Source organism: uncultured Campylobacter sp. (assembly GCF_938045205.1).
In the GTDB taxonomy this organism is placed as follows: Bacteria; Campylobacterota; Campylobacteria; order Campylobacterales; family Campylobacteraceae; genus Campylobacter_B.
In genome coordinates this window covers 1-16,733 of record NZ_CALIMY010000058.1, presented here as the reverse complement: position 1 = coordinate 16,733, position 16,733 = coordinate 1, and the positions used below count along the sequence as shown (strand labels likewise).

19 protein-coding genes are annotated in these 16,733 nt (G+C 52.1%); all 19 read right to left on the bottom strand.

Features of this window, described 5'->3' with window-relative positions:
• Positions 1-210: 210 nt before the first annotated feature.
• On the bottom strand, positions 211-2,346 hold the full coding sequence (locus tag Q0198_RS03565; protein ID WP_297895071.1) for a hypothetical protein: 2,136 nt from the start codon (positions 2,344-2,346) through the stop codon (positions 211-213).
• The gene (locus Q0198_RS03560) at positions 2,339-2,866 is read right to left on the bottom strand and encodes an outer membrane lipoprotein carrier protein LolA (RefSeq protein WP_297895068.1); all 528 of its coding nucleotides are present in this window, start codon (positions 2,864-2,866) and stop codon (positions 2,339-2,341) included. Before Q0198_RS03560 ends, Q0198_RS03565 begins: the two co-directional genes overlap by 8 nt.
• A 32-nt stretch (positions 2,867-2,898) precedes the next feature.
• A complete protein-coding gene (locus tag Q0198_RS03555) occupies positions 2,899-3,444 on the bottom strand; it encodes a thioesterase family protein (protein ID WP_297895067.1) in 546 nt (181 codons plus the stop codon).
• Positions 3,431-4,522: a hypothetical protein gene (locus Q0198_RS03550; protein WP_297895065.1), complete on the bottom strand. Its 1,092-nt coding sequence runs from the start codon at positions 4,520-4,522 to the stop codon at positions 3,431-3,433. Before Q0198_RS03550 ends, Q0198_RS03555 begins: the two co-directional genes overlap by 14 nt.
• Positions 4,515-5,516: a glycosyltransferase family 2 protein gene (locus tag Q0198_RS03545; protein WP_297895062.1), complete on the bottom strand. Its 1,002-nt coding sequence runs from the start codon at positions 5,514-5,516 to the stop codon at positions 4,515-4,517. The genes Q0198_RS03550 and Q0198_RS03545 overlap by 8 nt, the downstream gene beginning before the upstream one ends.
• Positions 5,497-7,602 carry an AMP-binding protein gene (locus tag Q0198_RS03540; protein ID WP_297895059.1) on the bottom strand — a complete coding sequence of 702 codons (2,106 nt, stop codon included), beginning with the start codon at positions 7,600-7,602 and terminating at the stop codon, positions 5,497-5,499. Before Q0198_RS03540 ends, Q0198_RS03545 begins: the two co-directional genes overlap by 20 nt.
• Positions 7,583-8,122 (bottom strand): DNA gyrase subunit B, encoded by a 540-nt coding sequence (locus Q0198_RS03535; protein ID WP_297895056.1) that lies wholly within the window; start codon positions 8,120-8,122, stop codon positions 7,583-7,585. Before Q0198_RS03535 ends, Q0198_RS03540 begins: the two co-directional genes overlap by 20 nt.
• Before the next feature lie 715 nt (positions 8,123-8,837).
• Complete coding sequence (locus Q0198_RS03530) at positions 8,838-9,116, bottom strand: acyl carrier protein (protein ID WP_297895053.1); 279 nt, start codon at positions 9,114-9,116, stop codon at positions 8,838-8,840.
• Positions 9,109-9,375, bottom strand: coding sequence for a phosphopantetheine-binding protein (locus Q0198_RS03525; protein ID WP_177388711.1), 267 nt, complete (start codon positions 9,373-9,375; stop codon positions 9,109-9,111). The genes Q0198_RS03530 and Q0198_RS03525 overlap by 8 nt, the downstream gene beginning before the upstream one ends.
• The gene (locus Q0198_RS03520) at positions 9,372-10,127 is read right to left on the bottom strand and encodes a lysophospholipid acyltransferase family protein (protein ID WP_297895050.1); all 756 of its coding nucleotides are present in this window, start codon (positions 10,125-10,127) and stop codon (positions 9,372-9,374) included. Before Q0198_RS03520 ends, Q0198_RS03525 begins: the two co-directional genes overlap by 4 nt.
• Positions 10,127-10,309, bottom strand: a complete 183-nt coding sequence (locus tag Q0198_RS03515) for a hypothetical protein (RefSeq protein ID WP_297895048.1) — start codon at positions 10,307-10,309, stop codon at positions 10,127-10,129. Before Q0198_RS03515 ends, Q0198_RS03520 begins: the two co-directional genes overlap by 1 nt.
• Positions 10,310-10,370: 61 nt before the next feature.
• The gene (locus tag Q0198_RS03510; RefSeq protein ID WP_297895046.1) at positions 10,371-10,610 is read right to left on the bottom strand and encodes a hypothetical protein; all 240 of its coding nucleotides are present in this window, start codon (positions 10,608-10,610) and stop codon (positions 10,371-10,373) included.
• 69 nt (positions 10,611-10,679) lie between these two features.
• Positions 10,680-11,225 (bottom strand): hypothetical protein, encoded by a 546-nt coding sequence (locus Q0198_RS03505; protein ID WP_297895043.1) that lies wholly within the window; start codon positions 11,223-11,225, stop codon positions 10,680-10,682.
• Positions 11,215-12,714 (bottom strand): beta-ketoacyl synthase chain length factor, encoded by a 1,500-nt coding sequence (locus Q0198_RS03500; protein WP_297895041.1) that lies wholly within the window; start codon positions 12,712-12,714, stop codon positions 11,215-11,217. The genes Q0198_RS03505 and Q0198_RS03500 overlap by 11 nt, the downstream gene beginning before the upstream one ends.
• A complete protein-coding gene (locus Q0198_RS03495; protein ID WP_297895038.1) occupies positions 12,704-13,126 on the bottom strand; it encodes an excinuclease ABC subunit A in 423 nt (140 codons plus the stop codon). Before Q0198_RS03495 ends, Q0198_RS03500 begins: the two co-directional genes overlap by 11 nt.
• Before the next feature lie 10 nt (positions 13,127-13,136).
• Positions 13,137-14,366: a beta-ketoacyl-ACP synthase gene (locus Q0198_RS03490; RefSeq protein ID WP_297895036.1), complete on the bottom strand. Its 1,230-nt coding sequence runs from the start codon at positions 14,364-14,366 to the stop codon at positions 13,137-13,139.
• Positions 14,360-15,094 carry a 3-oxoacyl-ACP reductase FabG gene (gene fabG, locus Q0198_RS03485; RefSeq protein ID WP_297895033.1) on the bottom strand — a complete coding sequence of 245 codons (735 nt, stop codon included), beginning with the start codon at positions 15,092-15,094 and terminating at the stop codon, positions 14,360-14,362. Before fabG ends, Q0198_RS03490 begins: the two co-directional genes overlap by 7 nt.
• Positions 15,087-15,515, bottom strand: coding sequence for a hypothetical protein (locus Q0198_RS03480; RefSeq protein WP_297895031.1), 429 nt, complete (start codon positions 15,513-15,515; stop codon positions 15,087-15,089). The genes fabG and Q0198_RS03480 overlap by 8 nt, the downstream gene beginning before the upstream one ends.
• The coding region (locus Q0198_RS03475) for a beta-ketoacyl synthase N-terminal-like domain-containing protein (RefSeq protein ID WP_297895029.1) at positions 15,512-16,733 on the bottom strand (1,222 nt) is incomplete at its 5' end. The genes Q0198_RS03480 and Q0198_RS03475, both read right to left, overlap by 4 nt.

Below are 16,733 nucleotides of genomic sequence, written 5' to 3'. Positions count from 1 at the left end.
AAATTTTATCTTGCGTCACGACAAGCTAAATTTTATCTCGCGGCGAGTTAGATTAAATTTCATCCGCCTAAATTTTATCTCGCGGCGAGTTAGATTAAATTTCATCCGCTGCGGCTGCATAAATTTACGGCACGCTTTTTCATAAAATTTTATCTGCAAGCGGGTAAAGAGCGTCTATTCGGTGCTTTCCGCTCTTTGGCTTTCGCTTGATTAGCTTTTCTTGCTCGCCGCTAAAACTTGCGCCAAGATCGCCGCTAGCGCGATATTTAGGCTGACGCAGAGCCCAAACAGCGCCACGGCTTTAGTGGAGCTGAAAGCGAGCGTGAAAAAGGAGATTATGCTGGTTAAAGACGCGAGCGTGATGCCGAAAATTTTATCGCTAAGCGCCATCTTATCGTTGTTTGCAAAGATCATATAATCTATCCCCACGGCGCCTGATAGGATCAGCGCAAAGATCGCAAAAATATTCACGCTCACGCCGAATGCGCTAAGCAGGGCAAGCACGGCCAAATTTGTCGCAAAAACGCAGATGACGATCAGCCACGCCGTCCGCGCGCCGAAAAACGCCCACAGCAGTGCGAGCGCGAGGGCGTATGCGGCGCATTTCAGATACAAGGCGTTGATTTTGATCTGCGAAAACGCCTCGCTTATGGCGCTTCGCATATTTAGATGCAGCGTGCCCATCTGCGCGGCAAGCTCGCTTACGGCAGCTTTATCGCGCACGCCGCGCAAAAAAGCGATATGCGGATCGATGCTCGGCATCGCGGCAAAAAGAACGGAGCTCCTAGCCTGTTCGTAGCTTAAAATAGGCGCATCTGCAATCTTGGCAAAGTTTGCGTCCACGAGCTCGCGGCTAAGTCCGAGATTTAAAAATGCGCTTCTATCGTAGTTTGCAAAGGCCTGCTTGATAAAGCTCTGCGTAGCTGGATCCAAAATCGGCGCGCCGGTGTATGAGTCCGCAAGACCGCGCGCTACGGCCTCTTTGGCTACCGCGCCCGCGTTGTTGCCCACTATCAGATCGAAGCTGGAGCCTCCGATGCTTGCGAGCTTGGCGCTCATCGCGATCAGGTTTTTATCCAAGCTCGCGTATTCGCTGACGTCGTCCTTAAGCTCCATTCTGAAATACAAAAACGCAAGCAGCGCCGCGCAAACGATGGCGAGCGCTTTTAGGCTTAGGTTTATCTTGCAAAGCGCCTTTGCGTAGAGCTCAAGAGCTTTTGCAAAGAGCGGGGCGGGGCAAAATTCCGCTCCTTCAAGAAGCAGCGGCAGGGCGAAGTAGCTAAAACAAAACGCCCCCGCAAGTGCGGCTATCGCAAAGATCGCGATCTCTTTGAGCAGAAAAAACGGGCTAAATAAAAATACGAAGTAGCCTCCTGCGGTGATGAAAAACCCTAGAAGCAGGATGTTTCGCATGCTTTTTATCGAGCGAGCTTCGATGCGGCGCGAGATATTTGCGCCCAGCCAGTGCACCGCGTAATCTAGCATCAGCCCGATTAGGCTCGTCGAAACCACGGCGCTTAGGATGTGGATCGAGCCGCGGATCGCCATCGTAGCCGCTACGCCGCAGGCAAGCCCGAAAAGTGCGGGCAGCAGCAGGCAGAAGATCCGTGCGCGCGAAAATGCCGCCAGCAGCAGCGCCGCGCACAGGCTAAGCGAAACGGCGCCCGCGACGGAGCTTTCGCGCACGCCAGCACTTTTACCCAATGCGCTAAAAAGGGCGGTGCCGGAGATTAAAATTTCGCTTTTTTGCGCCTCGCGCACAAGCGCGCTAAGCGCGTCGTCATTTGCTTTCGGAGCGAGCTTGGCCGTAGCGAGGTAGTGCGGCGCGCCGTCAATGATCGTAATAAAGCGGTTTTGCGCAGGATCGAGCTTGATAGCGCCGCGAGCGCCGAGGCGCGAGTGAAGGCTAAGCGAGAAAAAGTCCTGCGAGAGGCTAAGCGGACGAAATTTTGAATAAAGCTCACGCGCGCTACGCTCAAAAAAGGCCTGCGGATCGCTTTTTAAAAGCTCCACGCTAGCATCATCGAGCATCGCGGGCGCAAAGCGCGCAAGCTCGCTCTGATACACTCTCGCGTCCTTTACCTCATAAATTATGCTCTCAAAAAGCCCGCTTTTTTGCATATCCGCAATGAACGCGTCAAAGCTCGCTCTCTCCGCACTTGCGACGATGATTTGCCTCGCGATCTCGCGGTTGAAATCCTCGACGCTCTGTTTCTGCTCGCCCGAAATTTCAATACCGCTCAGCTCATAAAAATCGGAATTTACGCGGTTTAAATTTAGCGCTATAAAGGCGCAAAGCGCGATGAAAACCGCGCCGAATACCGTTAGGATCGCGCTCTTACTCATCTAAGCTCACGACGCCCGAAAATACGTTTTCGCTCACGTCGCCGTTAGCGCTATTGATCCGCAGCACTTTGACGTAGGCACCGCCCTCGATCACGATATTTTTAAAGATATTTTGCAGCATCCCTTTTGGGCTTAGCTCGGCGCGCCACGCATCTTTGCTGCCGCTTAGCGCGATCGAGAAATTTTTGCTAAGCCGCGCTACGTCCAGGCGCGAGATCGCTAAAAAGGTGTCCTTATCAAAAAGCGAATCGGCGCTTTTGATCCACGCCGCGCCGCTACGCTCAAAAATGCCGTCCGCGCCGATTTTTAGCTCGCTTCGCACCGGCTCTAACGTCGTCCAAAATAGCTCGCCGCCTTTGATCCTAAACTCGCCGCTACTTCGCACGGGCTCGGCAAAGCCCTCGATACTGAGCGTTTCGCTAAATTTGCCGCCGATATTATCAGTCTTAAGCGCCAGATCGCTTACTTCAAGCGCGCTCGCAAGTCCCAAAATCGCCAAAAATAAAGCTAAAATTTTCATCGTAGTCCTTTAAATTTATGCTCGCTAAAATTTCATTGCCTGTTATCGCTGGGCAAAATTTCATTTGCCGCGGCGTTTTTAGGGCGGTCTCGCTCGGACGCGGCTTTGCTTGCCGTCGAAATCTCATTTGCTGCCGAAATTTTATTTGCCGCTGGAATTTTACCCGCGGGATTTTTCCCCGCCAAAATTTTATCCGCGCACGCCCTTAGCTGCGGCGGTATCTCATATAGCGTCTTTTTAGAGTCAAGCTCCACCGCGGCTTGCGACGTAGTTGCCTTGGCTAAGAGCGCGCCGGATAGGCTTTTGATGCGGTAGGAAAATTTTATTATCGTGTCGCACTCAAGCAGCTCGATGCTCACCGCAATCTCGTCGTCAAAAAGTATCGGCGCGATAAATTTAAACTCCATTTTGATAATGGGATATATAAATCCATCATCTCTCATCTGCATATATGTGTAGCCCGCGTCGCGCCAAAACTCGCATCTAGCGTCCTCGCAGAGCTTTACGTAGTTGCCGTGCCACATCACGCCCATCGGATCGGCGTCGTAAAATCTGGCGCGAAATTTATACTCTTTCATTCTTCTCTCCGCTATGAAATTTTTCGTCTTGCGCGGCGGATTTTGCAGCGCTCAAATTCGAATTATTTAAATTTAGCGCAGTATCCGAGTCCACCGTAATTTTTAAATTTGACGCCGTATCGTTTAAATTTGACGCAGCGTTTGAACCCGTCTCGCCGAAATTTTGCGCGCCGTCGCGCTTTGCAGCGCTCGCATTTTTTTCTTGCGCCCAAAAATCAAAGAAATTATACCACTGAGAAGGAAATTCTTTGGCATAAAGCTCGAGCTGCCGCACGTAGCTTTTAAGCGGCGCCGCTACAGATCGCGCCTTATCGCGGCTTTTTAGCGGCGCAGGCAGCGGCTGCAGCCGAAGCTCGTGGCCGCTGCGCCCCTCGTAGCACCATAGGCTAAATAGCGGCGCGTCCAAAATTTTAGCGAGCAGATAGCCGCCGATCGGGAAGTTCGCGCTGCGTCCTAAAAAATCCTCGCTTTGAAATTTATCCGAGCCCACTGGCATACGATCGCCCATTACCGCGATGTGTTCGCCGTTTTGCAGAAGCTCTTTGATTTGCAGCATCTCGCCGATACCGAGCTCGCCGACGTAAAGAATTTTCACGCCGCCGCCCATTTTTTCAATAAATTTCATAAAATTTTCGCTGTGTTTGCGAAAGATCAGCACGTTGATTTTTATCCCCGCCGTGCTTGCCGAAAGGGCGCGCGCGATCTCGGTGTTGCCGAAGTGCGAAGTGATTAAAATTTTGCCCGTTCCGTCGCTTAAAAGCTCCTTCATGCCGCTTTGCACCCGTATTTGATCTAGCGCGATCTTACCGTTCCAAACTGCGATTTTTTCGCACAGACTGAGGGAAAATTTATAAAAATTCGCGTAAATTTCGCGAATCTTGGGCTCGCGATCAAGCGCGCGCCGCAAAAACTCCCTGATTGCGCGCCGTTCGTTTTTAAGCAGCGCAAAATAGATCGCCGAGATGCAAAGCGCGGTGCCTCGCATGCAAAAATCGGGCGTGTGAAGCGTGACGAAGCGGGCTAAATTTAAAAGCGCCGCGCCCGCCTTTTCGTTGTTTTCGCTCCAGTGCTTAGCCATCGCGCCCGTCCTTTGCGGCGGCATGTTGCGATGAGGCTTTTACGAGCGGGTTTTGCGCTGAATTTTCCGCCTGTGAGCTTTGTGCTGCGGCTTTATCGCCGCATTTTTCGGTACCAGCTTTTTCGTCTACGCCGCCGTCCATCTCCTCTTTTGTATTTTTGTAACTATCGCGCCGCGCGCCGCTGCAAAGGTTTTGTCTCACTAGCCCTTGCAAAATTTCATCTGCGCTCTGCTGCGAAACATCCTGCAAGCCGCGCTTTTTAAATTTATCGCAGGCGCGCTCTAGCGCGATTCTTGCAAGCCAAAGCGGGAGCCCGCAAAATAGCCTCGCGTGCATCAGCGAAATTCCGAAATTATCCCGAAACGGCGCGAAGTGGCTCACTCCGCCTGCTTCGTAGCGCACCGCCAGATCGAGCCATTTTATCTCTAGCCCCGCGCGCACGGCCAGGATTAAAATTTCGGCATCAAAGCCCATTCTGCGGTTTTTGGTGCGGGGCAGAAGCGGCACGATCCCCTCTAGCGGGTAAATTCTAAAGCCGCACATCGCGTCTTTTATGCGGTGCGAAAGGGTATTTATCACGCACCAAAAGTTCATTATCTTGCGTCCGTGCAGGCGGGATTTGGGCGCGCTTTCGTCATACACGGGCGCGGCGCAGATCAGCGCGGCGGGCTGGCGCGCCGCAAACGTCAAAAATTCCTCGCATCTGCTTACGTCGTGCTGAAAGTCCGCATCGATCTGAAAGGCATGCGTAAATCCAAGCTCCTTCGCCCACGCCAGTCCGTCGCACACGGCAGCGCCTTTGCCGCCGTTTTGCGCGCGGGTGTAAATTTGAGCCGCAAGCCCCTTTAGCGCACCTTTGCTCGCTTCGTCGCTACCGTCGTCCACGATCAGCACGGGCGCGATGGGCGCCAGTGCATGCACGAGCTCGGCGATGCGTGCGGGGTGGTTGAAGTAGGGCAGCAAAAACGCGGGCTTAAAGGCAAATTCTTCCACTGGCGCAGACCTTGTCGTTTGAAATTTCAAAGCGGAGTTTGCCGCTCGCTTCGGTGATTTTGATCGAAATCTCATCGCCCGGGCGGATGAAATTCGTAAATTTTAAATTTTCTATCTTTTGCGTGCCGTCCAGCTCGTAACCGAGGGCTTTTGCGCAGATCAATACGAAGCGAAGCTGCATAAACGCAGGCACCAGCGCAAATCGCGCAAAGTGTCCGTCGAAATAAAAGTCGCTAGCGCGCACCTTCGCACGAAACTCACTCTCCGCGCTCCACTCAAAAACGGGCACCTCGTAGCGTTGCAGAGCGCTTAAAAAGTCCTTTTTGCTTAGCTTGCCCTGCTCGTTAAAAGGCAGCTTGCTTGCGATTTTGAAGTAGCGCAAAATCGCGCCGAATTCGGGCTTCAAAAAGGTCTTTAGCTCGTCCGTGACGCCCTTTTTGCCGCCTACGCGAAATGCCTGCTCGCCGCACTCGCTAAGCTTGATAAGAGCTACGGCGCGGTCGCGCTGCGGGTGCAGATCGATCCTGCATTCGCCGATAAATTCGTGCGAGCGGAGCTTGGCTTCGAGTAGATCGAGGCTCACGCGGTTTTCGTTGATTTTCACGGTGCGGTCGCCTCGCCCCAAAAGCGTGATCTCGTCTGCGCGCACATAGCCGAAATCGCGGCTTTCGAAGCGCTCGCACCAAGGCGAGCTGATCGTAAACTCGCCCGCTTGCGAAAAATTGTCGGCGGGCTGCTTTGCCCCAAATTTATCGCAAAGCTCGCCCTCTTGCGCAAATTTATCATCGTGTTTCGTCGCAGAGCTCGGTGCGGAGCTGTTTTCTGGGCCGGCTGCGGTTTTATTGCCAGCGTCTGCATTAAATTTAGACACCTGCTTGCCCGAGCGGTTTGTGTCTTGCCCGTCCGCATTTTGCTCGCCCGCACAGCGCGTTTTAGGCTCTGCCGCAGAATTTTCGCCGCAAGAGCTTGCCGCAGGATCGGCAGTAGCGGGTAATGCCCCATTGCGTTTTGCCGTGCCGCTATCGATATCTGTGCGGATCTGCACGCTTACGGGGGCAAATTTCTTAAGTCCCGCGCCTTCGTTGCAAGCGATCACGCCCGTTTCGCTGGAGCCGTAAATATCGACGATGTGAGCATTGCTAAGCGCTGCCAACCTATCTCGGATCGCAGAACTTAACGGCGCGCCCGCGCTAAAAATGGTGCCCAAAGGCGCTATGTTTGCGGCATCTGCATGCTCGCACAGCGCGCCTAACACCGTGGGCGAGCTGATCAGCACCGCGCCCGCAAGATCGGCTGCGAGGATGATTTCAGGGTAGTTTAGACCGCCTTTTTGCGTGCGCGAGCCGCAAAGCAGCGGCACGAAGATGCTAAAGGTAAGCCCGAACATATTTTGGTGCGAGACACCCGATAAAAATCGATCGCTTGCGCAAAGACCGAATCTTTCTACTAAAAATTCCGCCTCCAAAATCATATCGCGCAGACTTTTTTCGATATTTTTCGCCTCGCCCGTGGAGCCTGAAGTTTTGATATAAAATTTTTGATCCGCGCGCAGCAGATGCAAAGAGATAGCCTCTTGCTCGCACGGCGCGTGATTTTGCGGCGCGTTTTTAGATGAAATTTTAGGCACAGATTTTCCCGTACCCGGAGGCGAAATGTTTTCTAAATCATTAGGGCTGAATTCGTCTAAATTTTGCGCTGTGGCGAGATTTGGAATTTTCACGTCGCCGCCGAGATGAAATTCGCCGCTAAATTTGGGCTCTCGTAGCAGCACGGGCGCAAAATCCGCAATCAGCGCGCCGAAAAAAAACGCAATGAACTCCGCCGCGTCCTCGCCGTAAATTTCAATCATAGGCGCGCGCTTTTGCTCTTGCGTCTGCGCCGTTTGCGTGGCGTGCGCGGTATCTGTACCGCCGCTAGAATTTTCCGCGTCATTGAAATTTGCGCTTCTACTAGAATTTTCCGCGCCTTTTAAGCTTACCGATTCGCTCTGCTTGCATCCAGTTTTTGCCAAATCGCGCGCAAGAGCCGCCGCGGCAAGGATTTCGCGCTCGTAAGGCTTCAAAGAATTAATCAAATTTTTTAACATAAAATTTCCTAAAAATCATCTCGCCGCCGATCAGCGCGCCGATGAGGACGTATGAGATCGCGCCGCAGTAAACACTCCAATAAATTTTATCTCTCGGTAGCAGCAGCGCCGCGCTAAGTAGACCGTTTAGCACGAAAAATCCGAGCCAAATTTCGGTCAGCTTGCGCGTGTAGGCGCGGCCGTGCTCGTTGAGACCTGGCTGCTTCAAAAGCGCCAGACGCGTGATCGCAGGCGTCGATCTTAGGCTGAGCGCGAAAAGCGCCGCGAGCGAGAAATTTATTATGAGCGGATACAAGTACGCGAGCGTTCCGCTGCCAAAAAGGGCGCACAACGCAAAAAATGCCGCGCTCGCGCCCTTAATAGCGCGATCTTTACTTTCAAAAACAGCTCGCGCTCCCCATAGCGCGCTCATCGCCGCGAGCAAGCAGACCCGCACGCCGCCGTGCAAAAAATAGAGACCGAAAGGGTAAAACACGCTCAAAATTATGGTAGCTGTTTTTAAAAATATCGTTCGTCGCAATCTTTGTAATCCTTAAATTTAGCCGCGAGGGCTTGGTTTTTACCGCGGCTGGCTAGGCTTTTGCTGCTGCGATTTTGGTTTTGCCGTGGCGGTTTTTTGGTTTTGTTGCTAGCAGCGAGATCGTTGCGATCTATACCGCGCCGAGATACTTTAAATTTGACCTCGGCGTCACGGTTTTGTGCGCCATGCTTTTAAAATTTTAATTCAGCCGCGCCTGCCGCCTTCAAATTCTAGCCGCATCTTAAAATTTAGCCGCACCTTAATTTAACTCGCAGCGCCGCACTTGCAATTAAATCCGCTAAATTAAATTTAGCCGAAATTTTAAAATTTTGAAATTTTATGAAAACAGCGATCGCAAAAGAAACAATGCCTTTTAAAATTTCAAAATTTCACCTGGGCTCGCAGATTTAAATTTTAAAATTTTGATCCGCAAAGCGCTTTGCATAATAGCTTAAAAGCGGCAGGTAAGTGGGCTTTGTGCAGTGCCGCTTAAGCGCTAAGCCCGTAAAAGCCGCTCGCTCCATGCTTTTTCAATTAAAATGTTCGCCGTTTGCCTCGCACCTTTAATCAATATTCGCCGCACGTTATCAAACCGCCGCGTGCCGTCAAACAAACGACACCGTATGTTTATCCGCTCGCCCGCCGTCTTTGTGCCGCCGCAAAGTAAACTACCAAACCGCAACGCACGCGATCTTGCCGCGCCGCACGGCGAAATTTAACTCTCGCCGCCGGTATTTTCCCCGCTCGCGCCCTGATCGAGCTTTGCGGCTACGGCATCCACGATGTCGCCGAGAGTTTGGATATTTTTAAAATCATCGGGCATCAGCTTATAACCCGTGTTTTTCTTGACGTAATCGACCAGATCGATCGCGTCGATGCTGTCGATCTGCAGATCCTCGTAAATTTTAGCCTCCGGCACGACCTTGCTCTCGTCGATCTCGAAAAGCTCCACGAGCGCCTTTTTTAAAATTTCAAAAATTTCATCTTTACTCATTTTTACTCCTATTTTCGGCGATGTATTGCGCCAAAGACGCAACGGATGAGAAAATTTGCTTTAAATTTTGGGTTTTTGAGTTAAGCACGATGCCGTATTTTTTCTGCACCAAAAGCCCTAGCTCCAGCGCATCGACCGAATCGAGCCCCAGCCCGTCGCCAAAAAGCGGCTCATCGTCATTTATGTCGCCAGGCGCGACGTCTTCGAGGTTCAGCCCCGAAATGATCAGCTCCTTAAGTTCCAAAATTTCTTCGTTCACAGATTCTCCTTTTCATATAGATTTGATATTTTTTCGTAGAGTTTGCGTACGCGGATCGGGTTTGGGCGATCCGGCTCGAAGCCCGTTAGATCCAGCGCACACAGCTCGTAGAGGTCGTACTTCATCCGAACCTCGGGCGTATCGTACCATACTTGTCCTTTTTTTAGGCTTTTAGGATCCATTTTTATCGCGATGCAATTCATATTTTTTGCGAAATTTATCGCGATGTAAAACGCCGCTTTGTGCATGGCGATGCGATCTGCAGTGCGCGTGCCCTCGGGGAAGATGATTAGGCTTTCTCCTCGCTCAAGGGCGCTGCGGCACGCATCTATCATCGCTTCCGAGCCGGTGTTTGGGATGTAGCCTGCGGCTGCGATGGCAGCGGAGAGGAAGGGGTTTTTGCACAGACTTTCCTTGACTACGCAGTTTGCGCGCCGCACGTGAGCCAAAAAGATCACCACGTCAAGCAGGCTAGGGTGGTTTGCGATGATGAGAGTGCCGCTAGGCGGGAGCTTGCAGCGCCAGTTCACGCCGATGCTGCCGTAAAGACGCGCTAGCAGCAAAAATATGCGCCACGAGATCATTATAAAATCGCGCACGAAATTTCGCACGACCTCTATGCGGTTTAGCCTCAGCAGCGCTACGGGGAGGAAGAGCAGGTTGCCTATCATACACAGCGCGCCGAAGCTTGAGAAGGATAACGCGATGCCGATCTGTTTAAGCTTGCGCCTTATCGGATTTGCCTGCTTCATTACGCGGCGCCTCTTTCGGCGGGGATTTTATGCCTCTCGATGAGGATTTTACAGTTTTCGGCGATGATTTTGTGGTTCTCGGCGGGGATTTGATGGCTCGTCATGCGCGCGATCTCGATAAAATTTCTACGGCTTGCCGCTCGCCGCATCGCAGCGGAGTTTTCGCAGTTTTCTGCGCGCAATATTTCGCTTTGCGATGTGTGCCGAAGCAATAGAGCTTTTATGGTCTCAGCGGAGTCGATCTCAGCGCCGTGCATATGCCGAAACGATGGAATTTTTGCAGCACGCGGTAAACTGCGATTTTGTAGAATTCTTACCGTTTGCCGTATATGCTGCCCCAGTAAAATTTCCGCAGCTTGCCGCGTGCTTCGTCGTGCGTATTGCTGCGATGGAGCTTCTATCTTTTGTCGCACATATCGTTGCGGTAGAATTTCCGCGGTTTGCCACGCACGCCGTTGCGACAAAATTTCTGCGAAGCGCCATACACGCTGCTTTGACGCCGCCATACGACGCGCCGTCTGATTAAATTTATAGCTCGCGACGCAGTTAAATTTAAAATTCATCGCAACCGCCTTGCCGTGCGCATCTTGCCTGAGCGGCTACTCGGCTCATCGCGCGGCTAAATTTAAACTCGTAGCCCAAGCCTTGCTCTACTAAATTTATGAAATTTACAGCTTGCCGCGTGTACCGTTTCGGCTCGCTGCATCTGTTTTTATAGCGGAATTGCGCGGTGTTTTCTACGCGCCGCTGCGGTAAAATTTTTATAGCTCGCAGCTCGCACCGTTTAGGCGGATTTTTTTGGGTTCGTTGCGTATGCCTCGGCAGCGCATCTTCGCAGCGCGCCTCATTGCAACGCGATTTGGCGGCGCACGGCGCGCGCCCTTTCAGAGTGCTTTTAAGATGCGCTGTTTGGCCGAGCTCATGTTTGGTAGCGCGGCTAAATTTAAAACCTTCACTATATCCGCGTTTGGCGGAGCGGCTAAATTTAAAGCTCGTCGTTCTCGCCGTTGCGGCTCCGCGTGGCCAGGGATTTTGATCAAATTTGCTCGTCTCGCCGCGCTTGCTCATGCGATGAAATTTTACCATTTTAGCGCTCACGATCTTGCCTTAAAAAAGCTGCGATTTTGGCGGGATCTTTGATGCGCCAAAGATAGTCCAAAATCCCGTCGCTGCTGCGCCATTCATGCTTGCCTGAGAGGATTTTAGCTAAAAATTCCACTGCGGTATCTAGAGGGATTTTGCCGTCCCCTTTAAAGATTCGTAAAATTTCATTCTCGGCTTGTGGTTTTGGATTTTGCGCCTCTATGTTCTGTGCCGTTGCGTCCGCAACGTGCGGCGAAATTTCGATCTGCACGTCATCTCCGCGCTGAAGCACCAGAAGTAGGGCGCAGGCGAAGTCGCAGCGCTTTAGATAGTCGTTATTTGCCTCCTCAAAATAGCAGAGCAGGGCGATTTTGTCGCTATCCGATTTGCATTCGCCGTTCTTGCCATTTTCGTTTGCGTCCTGCGCGGAGCCGAACTCCCCCGCGCTTTCTTTTAGCCTTGCAGCCGCGATTATTGCGCCGTTTTCGAGCGCGCACGCCGCGGAGATCGTCGAAATTTCGGCGTGATTTTGCGTAAAAATAGCATTTTGCGCCGCGATCGCGTTGAGTACGCTGACGCAAAAGCTCGAAGGCGAGACGCTTTCCTCCATCGAGCCTAGCAGGCTAAAGCAGCGGTTGATCTCGCCCAGGCGCGAGCAAAAGACGAGCGGCATTCCTTCGCGCTGCGTCGCGGAGCTTTGCATCGCATGATCGCAGGCTCCCGAGCATTCGTTTGCTTTGGAATTTTGCCTCGCGGAATTTAAAGAATTATCATTTGAAAAATCCTGCGGCGACGGGTTTTGCGCGGTGGCGCGGCTTTTGCTCGCATCTAAATTTTGAGACGCGAGATTTAAGGAGCTTTCCTCGACTAAACTTTGCGGCGTATTTTGCGAAATTTCGCCTAAAAGCGAGATGCAAAGTTTTGCCCCAAGCCCCAAGCGGCGGCGTTGCAACGGCGGAATATGCACAAGAGCCGGCTTTTTCTTTAAAGCTTCAAGCGCTGAAATTTCATCTTTTAAGCGGGCAGCGATTTCTAAATTTTTTCCAGAACTTTTTTGTAAAGCCTCGCCCTCGCGCGCGGCGAAATTTTTATAAAGCTCCGCTGCCTTTTCGGAGCCGCGATCAAAACTGCGCGAGGGATTAAATTTAGACGCAACCGCTTCTTGTTTTAATCTCTGCTCCGAGTGGGGCTTAATAGAATTTTCATCAAAACCTTCTATAGCGAGCTCACGCCCCGCTTTTTCGTTATTCTCACAAGCCGTAAAATTTGCGGAATTGATGAAATTTTGCTCGCAGTACGAGATATCTGCAAAATCTTGCGTAGAATTTGACGTAAAATTATACGTAAAATTTTGATTTGCATCGCAAGCGAGATCGGAATTTCCGCCTAAATTTACTTCGGAAATTCCGTCCGAGCAAGCGGCGAAATTTTTATAAAACTCCGCCGGCTCGCCCGAAATTATCGCGCTTGCGTAAGCTACGCCGAAGCTTAGTTTATTTTGCAATATAGCCTCTTAGCGTGACGCCGTTCATTATCGAGCCTACGCCGCATTCAAACTCCTTGTCGCTCACGAAAACGTTTTTGTAATAGTAGCTCGTGATGTTTACGACCTTGTTGCCACCCTCTTTTTTGGCTCGGTCTTGAAAGCTAAGCAGTGCCGATAAAAACGCGCGGTTGCATGCGGCTTGATCGGTCTTGTTGACGCTGTTTGTTTTTTTGTTCGAGCTTAGCTGCTGCGTGATCTTTCTGCCTGCGGATTTGTTGCCGAAGTAGAATTTTATGTTCGGATCAAGCTTGGCTTTGGCGTCGGGCTCTGCGAGTGCCGCGGCGATAGGGAAGCGCATGATGTCGTTCTTGGCATAAGCCGCATTAGCGACGAAAAGCGCCGCAACTACGAAAAATAGAAATTTTTTCATTTTCTCTCCTTTAATCGATAAATTTTTTAAAAATCAAAGAGGTGTTCACGCCGCCGAAAGCAAAGTTGTTATTCATAACGTAGTCGGTCTTTATCTCCTGCGGCTTCGTGAGGTACCTAAGCGGCGCACATTCCGGATCGATATCACGTAAATTTAGATTCGGATAGAATAGCCCCTCATTCATCATCATCACCGAGATGAAGCTCTCCAGCGCCCCGCACGCGCCCAAAGTATGACCCAAATAGCCTTTGTAGGAGCTCACGGGCGTTTGCGAGCCGAAAATTTCATGCGTCGCCATAGATTCCGCGACGTCGCCTTGTCTGGTCGCCGTAGCATGGGCGTTTACATGCCCGATGAGATCCGGCGAAATCGCGGCGTCTTTGAGCGCCAGCTGCATCGCCGCGCGCATAGTCTCGCTCTGTGGGCGGGTGATATGCGTGCCGTCACAGGTCGTGCCGAAGCCCACTATCTCGGCGTAAATTTTAGCGCCGCGCGCAAGTGCGCTCCCAAGGCTTTCTAGCACGAACATAGCGCCGCCTTCGCCCAAAACCAGTCCATCGCGCGCTATATCAAAGGGCGCGGGGCTGAGGGTAGGGGTGTCGTTTTTGCAGCTTGTCGCGTAGAGCTTGTCAAACACGAATGCCTGGCTTGGGTGCAGCTCGTCCGCGCCGCCTGCCAGCATCATATCCGCAAGGCCGAATTTTATCGCTTCGTAGGAGTAGCCGATCGCTTGAGACGCGCTCGTGCACGCAGAGCTCGTGGGGATGAGCCTACCTTTTAGTCCGTAGTAGATCGCGATATTTGCAGCGACGGTGTGGGGCATCATCTTGACGTATGAGTTGGCGTTGAAAGTGCTATCCTTGCCATGCAGAATATCTATGACCTCGCCAGTAGCCTTTGCGTCGCCGCTGCAGCTACCCGCTGCGACGCCCATACGACCGTCCTTTATGCACCCCTCTTCTAAAAGACCCGCATCTGCCAGGGCTTCACCCGCGGCATCTACGCCAAACATCGCTACCTTGCCCATCGAGCGGGTATCTTTGCGATTCCAGTGCGCAGGCGGCGCGTAGTTTTGTATCGGCGCACCAAGCCTGGTGTTTAGCTCCTCGCCGAAGATATCCCATTCGCTCATATAAACTACGGCGCTTTTTTGATGCGCCAAATTCTGCTTTATGCTCGCCCAGTCTCGCCCGAATGCACAGACGTTGCCAAAACCCGTAATAACTACTCTATTTAACATAATCCACCGTCTATTTTAATAACCTCTTTTGTGATGTATGCGGAATTTTCGCTTAGCAAAAACTCCACCAAATGCGCCACCTCGCTCGGCTCGCCGATGCGCCCTAGCGGGATCGCGCTTAAAATTTGCTCGCTTGCAGCTTCGTTTATACCTTCGCTCATCGCCGTTTTGATGAGCCCTGGGGCTACGACGTTTACCGTGATCTTGCGGCTTGCAAGTTCTATCGCTAGCGATTTTGCCGCGGCGATTAGGCCTCCTTTGCTAGCGGCGTAGTTGCTTTGGCCGCGGTTGCCGGCAATTCCGCTAACCGAGCTCATCACGACGATACGCCCGCCTTTTTTGGCGCGGATCATCGGCATTAGCGCGGGCTTTAGGACGTTATAAAACCCGCCTAAATTCGTATCTATCACGCTTTGCCAATCCTCGCGTTCAAACCACACGAAGGAGTTATCCCGCGTGATGCCCGCGTTTAGCACGATGCCCCAGTATGCGCCGTTTGCCTTTATGTCTGCTTCGATACGCTCCTGCGCCGCAGCGGTATCTGCGACGTCAAATTTTAAAATTTGAACTTCCGCCGCGCCTGCGTCCAAGCAGCGCTCCGCCACGTCTTTTAGCTTTGCTTTGTTGCGCCCGTTTAGCGCCAAGCCGTAGCCCTTTTGCGCTAAATTTAACGCGCACGCCTCGCCGATACCGCCGCTTGCTCCGGTGATTAAAATTCTCTTAGCCATTTATACTCTTTAGCATTTCATCGTTCGGGTTCATCACGCTTAGCGTGGCGCTTGCGATATGTTCGCCGCCGCAGCGGATCTCGCAGTCGAAGATATATAACCCCTCGCCGTCGCTTACGCTCTGCCTCGCCGTCGCGATCACGCGCTCGCCCACCTTCAGGCTTGCGCGCGAAATATCCAGGTTTCGTACGCCCAGCAAAAACCCGAGCCTTGCCTCGCCGCCGTTTCGGTGACCCGAATAGGCACCTATGCACTGCGCCATGATCTCCATATATGCGTAGCTGCCGAGCTCTCCGTTTTCGGTAAACGGCGAGTCCTCTTTAACGCTAAACGCACAGCTCGCATATCCGTCGCTAATCTCTAAAATTTCATCTGCGAAGACCATATATCCGCTCTGCGGTAGGATACTAGAGGCTCTCATACGCGTCCTATTATGGTTACGGCGTTATCTCCGCCGAAAGCAAAGCTTAGATTCATCGCGGTATCTACGCGCGCTTTTTTGGCTTCGCATGCGAGATTAAATTTAGACAGCGCAGCCGGAATTTCGCTCGTTTGCGAAGCTTGATCCGCAATGTCTTTTAAAATTTTATCGTCCGCGCCATGCAAAGCTTTAGACGCAGCCAAAATTTCATCCGCGCTGCTTTTTGAAATTTCACCCTGCGCGTTTTGCAGAATTTCGCCGCCCGAGCTACATGAAATTTGATCGCTTGCGTTGTTTAAAATTTCATCGTTTCGCTCGCCGTGCCGCGTCTGCACGCCATGAAAAATTTCACCCTCCGAGCCGCGCCAAATTTTATCATTTGCAAAATTCGGCGGGATCACGCCCTGTCTGATCGCCTCGTAGCACACGGCAAGCTCGATCGCCCCCGCTGCGCCCAGAGTGTGTCCGGTCGCCCATTTGGACGAGCTTGCGGGCGCTAAGGGTAGGGCGGTGCTCATAGCCAAGGCCTCCATCGCGTCGTTGGCCGCAGTGCCCGTGCCGTGCAGATTTATGTAATCCACGCTTTGCAGCTGCGCCGATTTTAGCGCGGTTTTGATCGCCGTGATCTGCATGCGCGCGCCTGGATCGGGCTTTGTGATATGATAAGCGTCGGAGTTTGCGGCGTGAGCCAAAAACGCGACGTCGCTTATGCGTTCGCGCGAAAGCACGAATACGCAGGCTCCTTCGCCCAGATTTGTGCCTGATCGCGCCTCTGAAAACGGCTTTAGCGGCTGCTCGCTTAAAATTTCAAGCGCGCTAAAGCCCTGCAGCGTGAGCTCGTCTAATGCGTCGGCGCCGCCGAATACGACCGCGTCGCAAAGTCCCGCGTAGATGAGGCGCGAAGCTTCGATGAGAGCTTTGTTTCCGCTGGTGCAGGCGCTAGAAACTCCGATCGCGACGGATTTTAGTCCGAGGCATTCGCGGATAAAATTTGCGGGGTTTGCGTGGGAGTTGCGCTCGAAGCAGAAGTTTTTAAATTTATCGTTTGCATTTTTTGAATTTTTGGCGAAATTTTCGCCGTTCTTCGCAGAAATTTCACTGCGCGGCGCGGGGCTTTGGCAGCCTTGCGAGATGAAATTTCCCGAGTCTTTACCGCAAGCGAAAAATTCCGCATAGTTTTCCTGCACGCCGGTGTTAGTGGTCGCAAACACCACTACT

Coding starts and splice junctions, on each gene's coding strand:
- Q0198_RS03510 (WP_297895046.1), bottom strand. CDS start 10,610: ATGGCGCTTCGCAGAAATTTTGTCGCAACGGCGTGCGTGGCAAACCGC.
- Q0198_RS03490 (WP_297895036.1), bottom strand. CDS start 14,366: ATGTTAAATAGAGTAGTTATTACGGGTTTTGGCAACGTCTGTGCATTC.
- Q0198_RS03550 (WP_297895065.1), bottom strand. CDS start 4,522: ATGGCTAAGCACTGGAGCGAAAACAACGAAAAGGCGGGCGCGGCGCTT.
- Q0198_RS03495 (WP_297895038.1), bottom strand. CDS start 13,126: ATGAAAAAATTTCTATTTTTCGTAGTTGCGGCGCTTTTCGTCGCTAAT.
- Q0198_RS03560 (WP_297895068.1), bottom strand. CDS start 2,866: ATGAAAATTTTAGCTTTATTTTTGGCGATTTTGGGACTTGCGAGCGCG.
- Q0198_RS03520 (WP_297895050.1), bottom strand. CDS start 10,127: ATGAAGCAGGCAAATCCGATAAGGCGCAAGCTTAAACAGATCGGCATC.
- Q0198_RS03530 (WP_297895053.1), bottom strand. CDS start 9,116: ATGAGTAAAGATGAAATTTTTGAAATTTTAAAAAAGGCGCTCGTGGAG.
- Q0198_RS03565 (WP_297895071.1), bottom strand. CDS start 2,346: ATGAGTAAGAGCGCGATCCTAACGGTATTCGGCGCGGTTTTCATCGCG.
- Q0198_RS03555 (WP_297895067.1), bottom strand. CDS start 3,444: ATGAAAGAGTATAAATTTCGCGCCAGATTTTACGACGCCGATCCGATG.
- fabG (WP_297895033.1), bottom strand. CDS start 15,094: ATGGCTAAGAGAATTTTAATCACCGGAGCAAGCGGCGGTATCGGCGAG.
- Q0198_RS03540 (WP_297895059.1), bottom strand. CDS start 7,602: ATGTTAAAAAATTTGATTAATTCTTTGAAGCCTTACGAGCGCGAAATC.
- Q0198_RS03480 (WP_297895031.1), bottom strand. CDS start 15,515: ATGAGAGCCTCTAGTATCCTACCGCAGAGCGGATATATGGTCTTCGCA.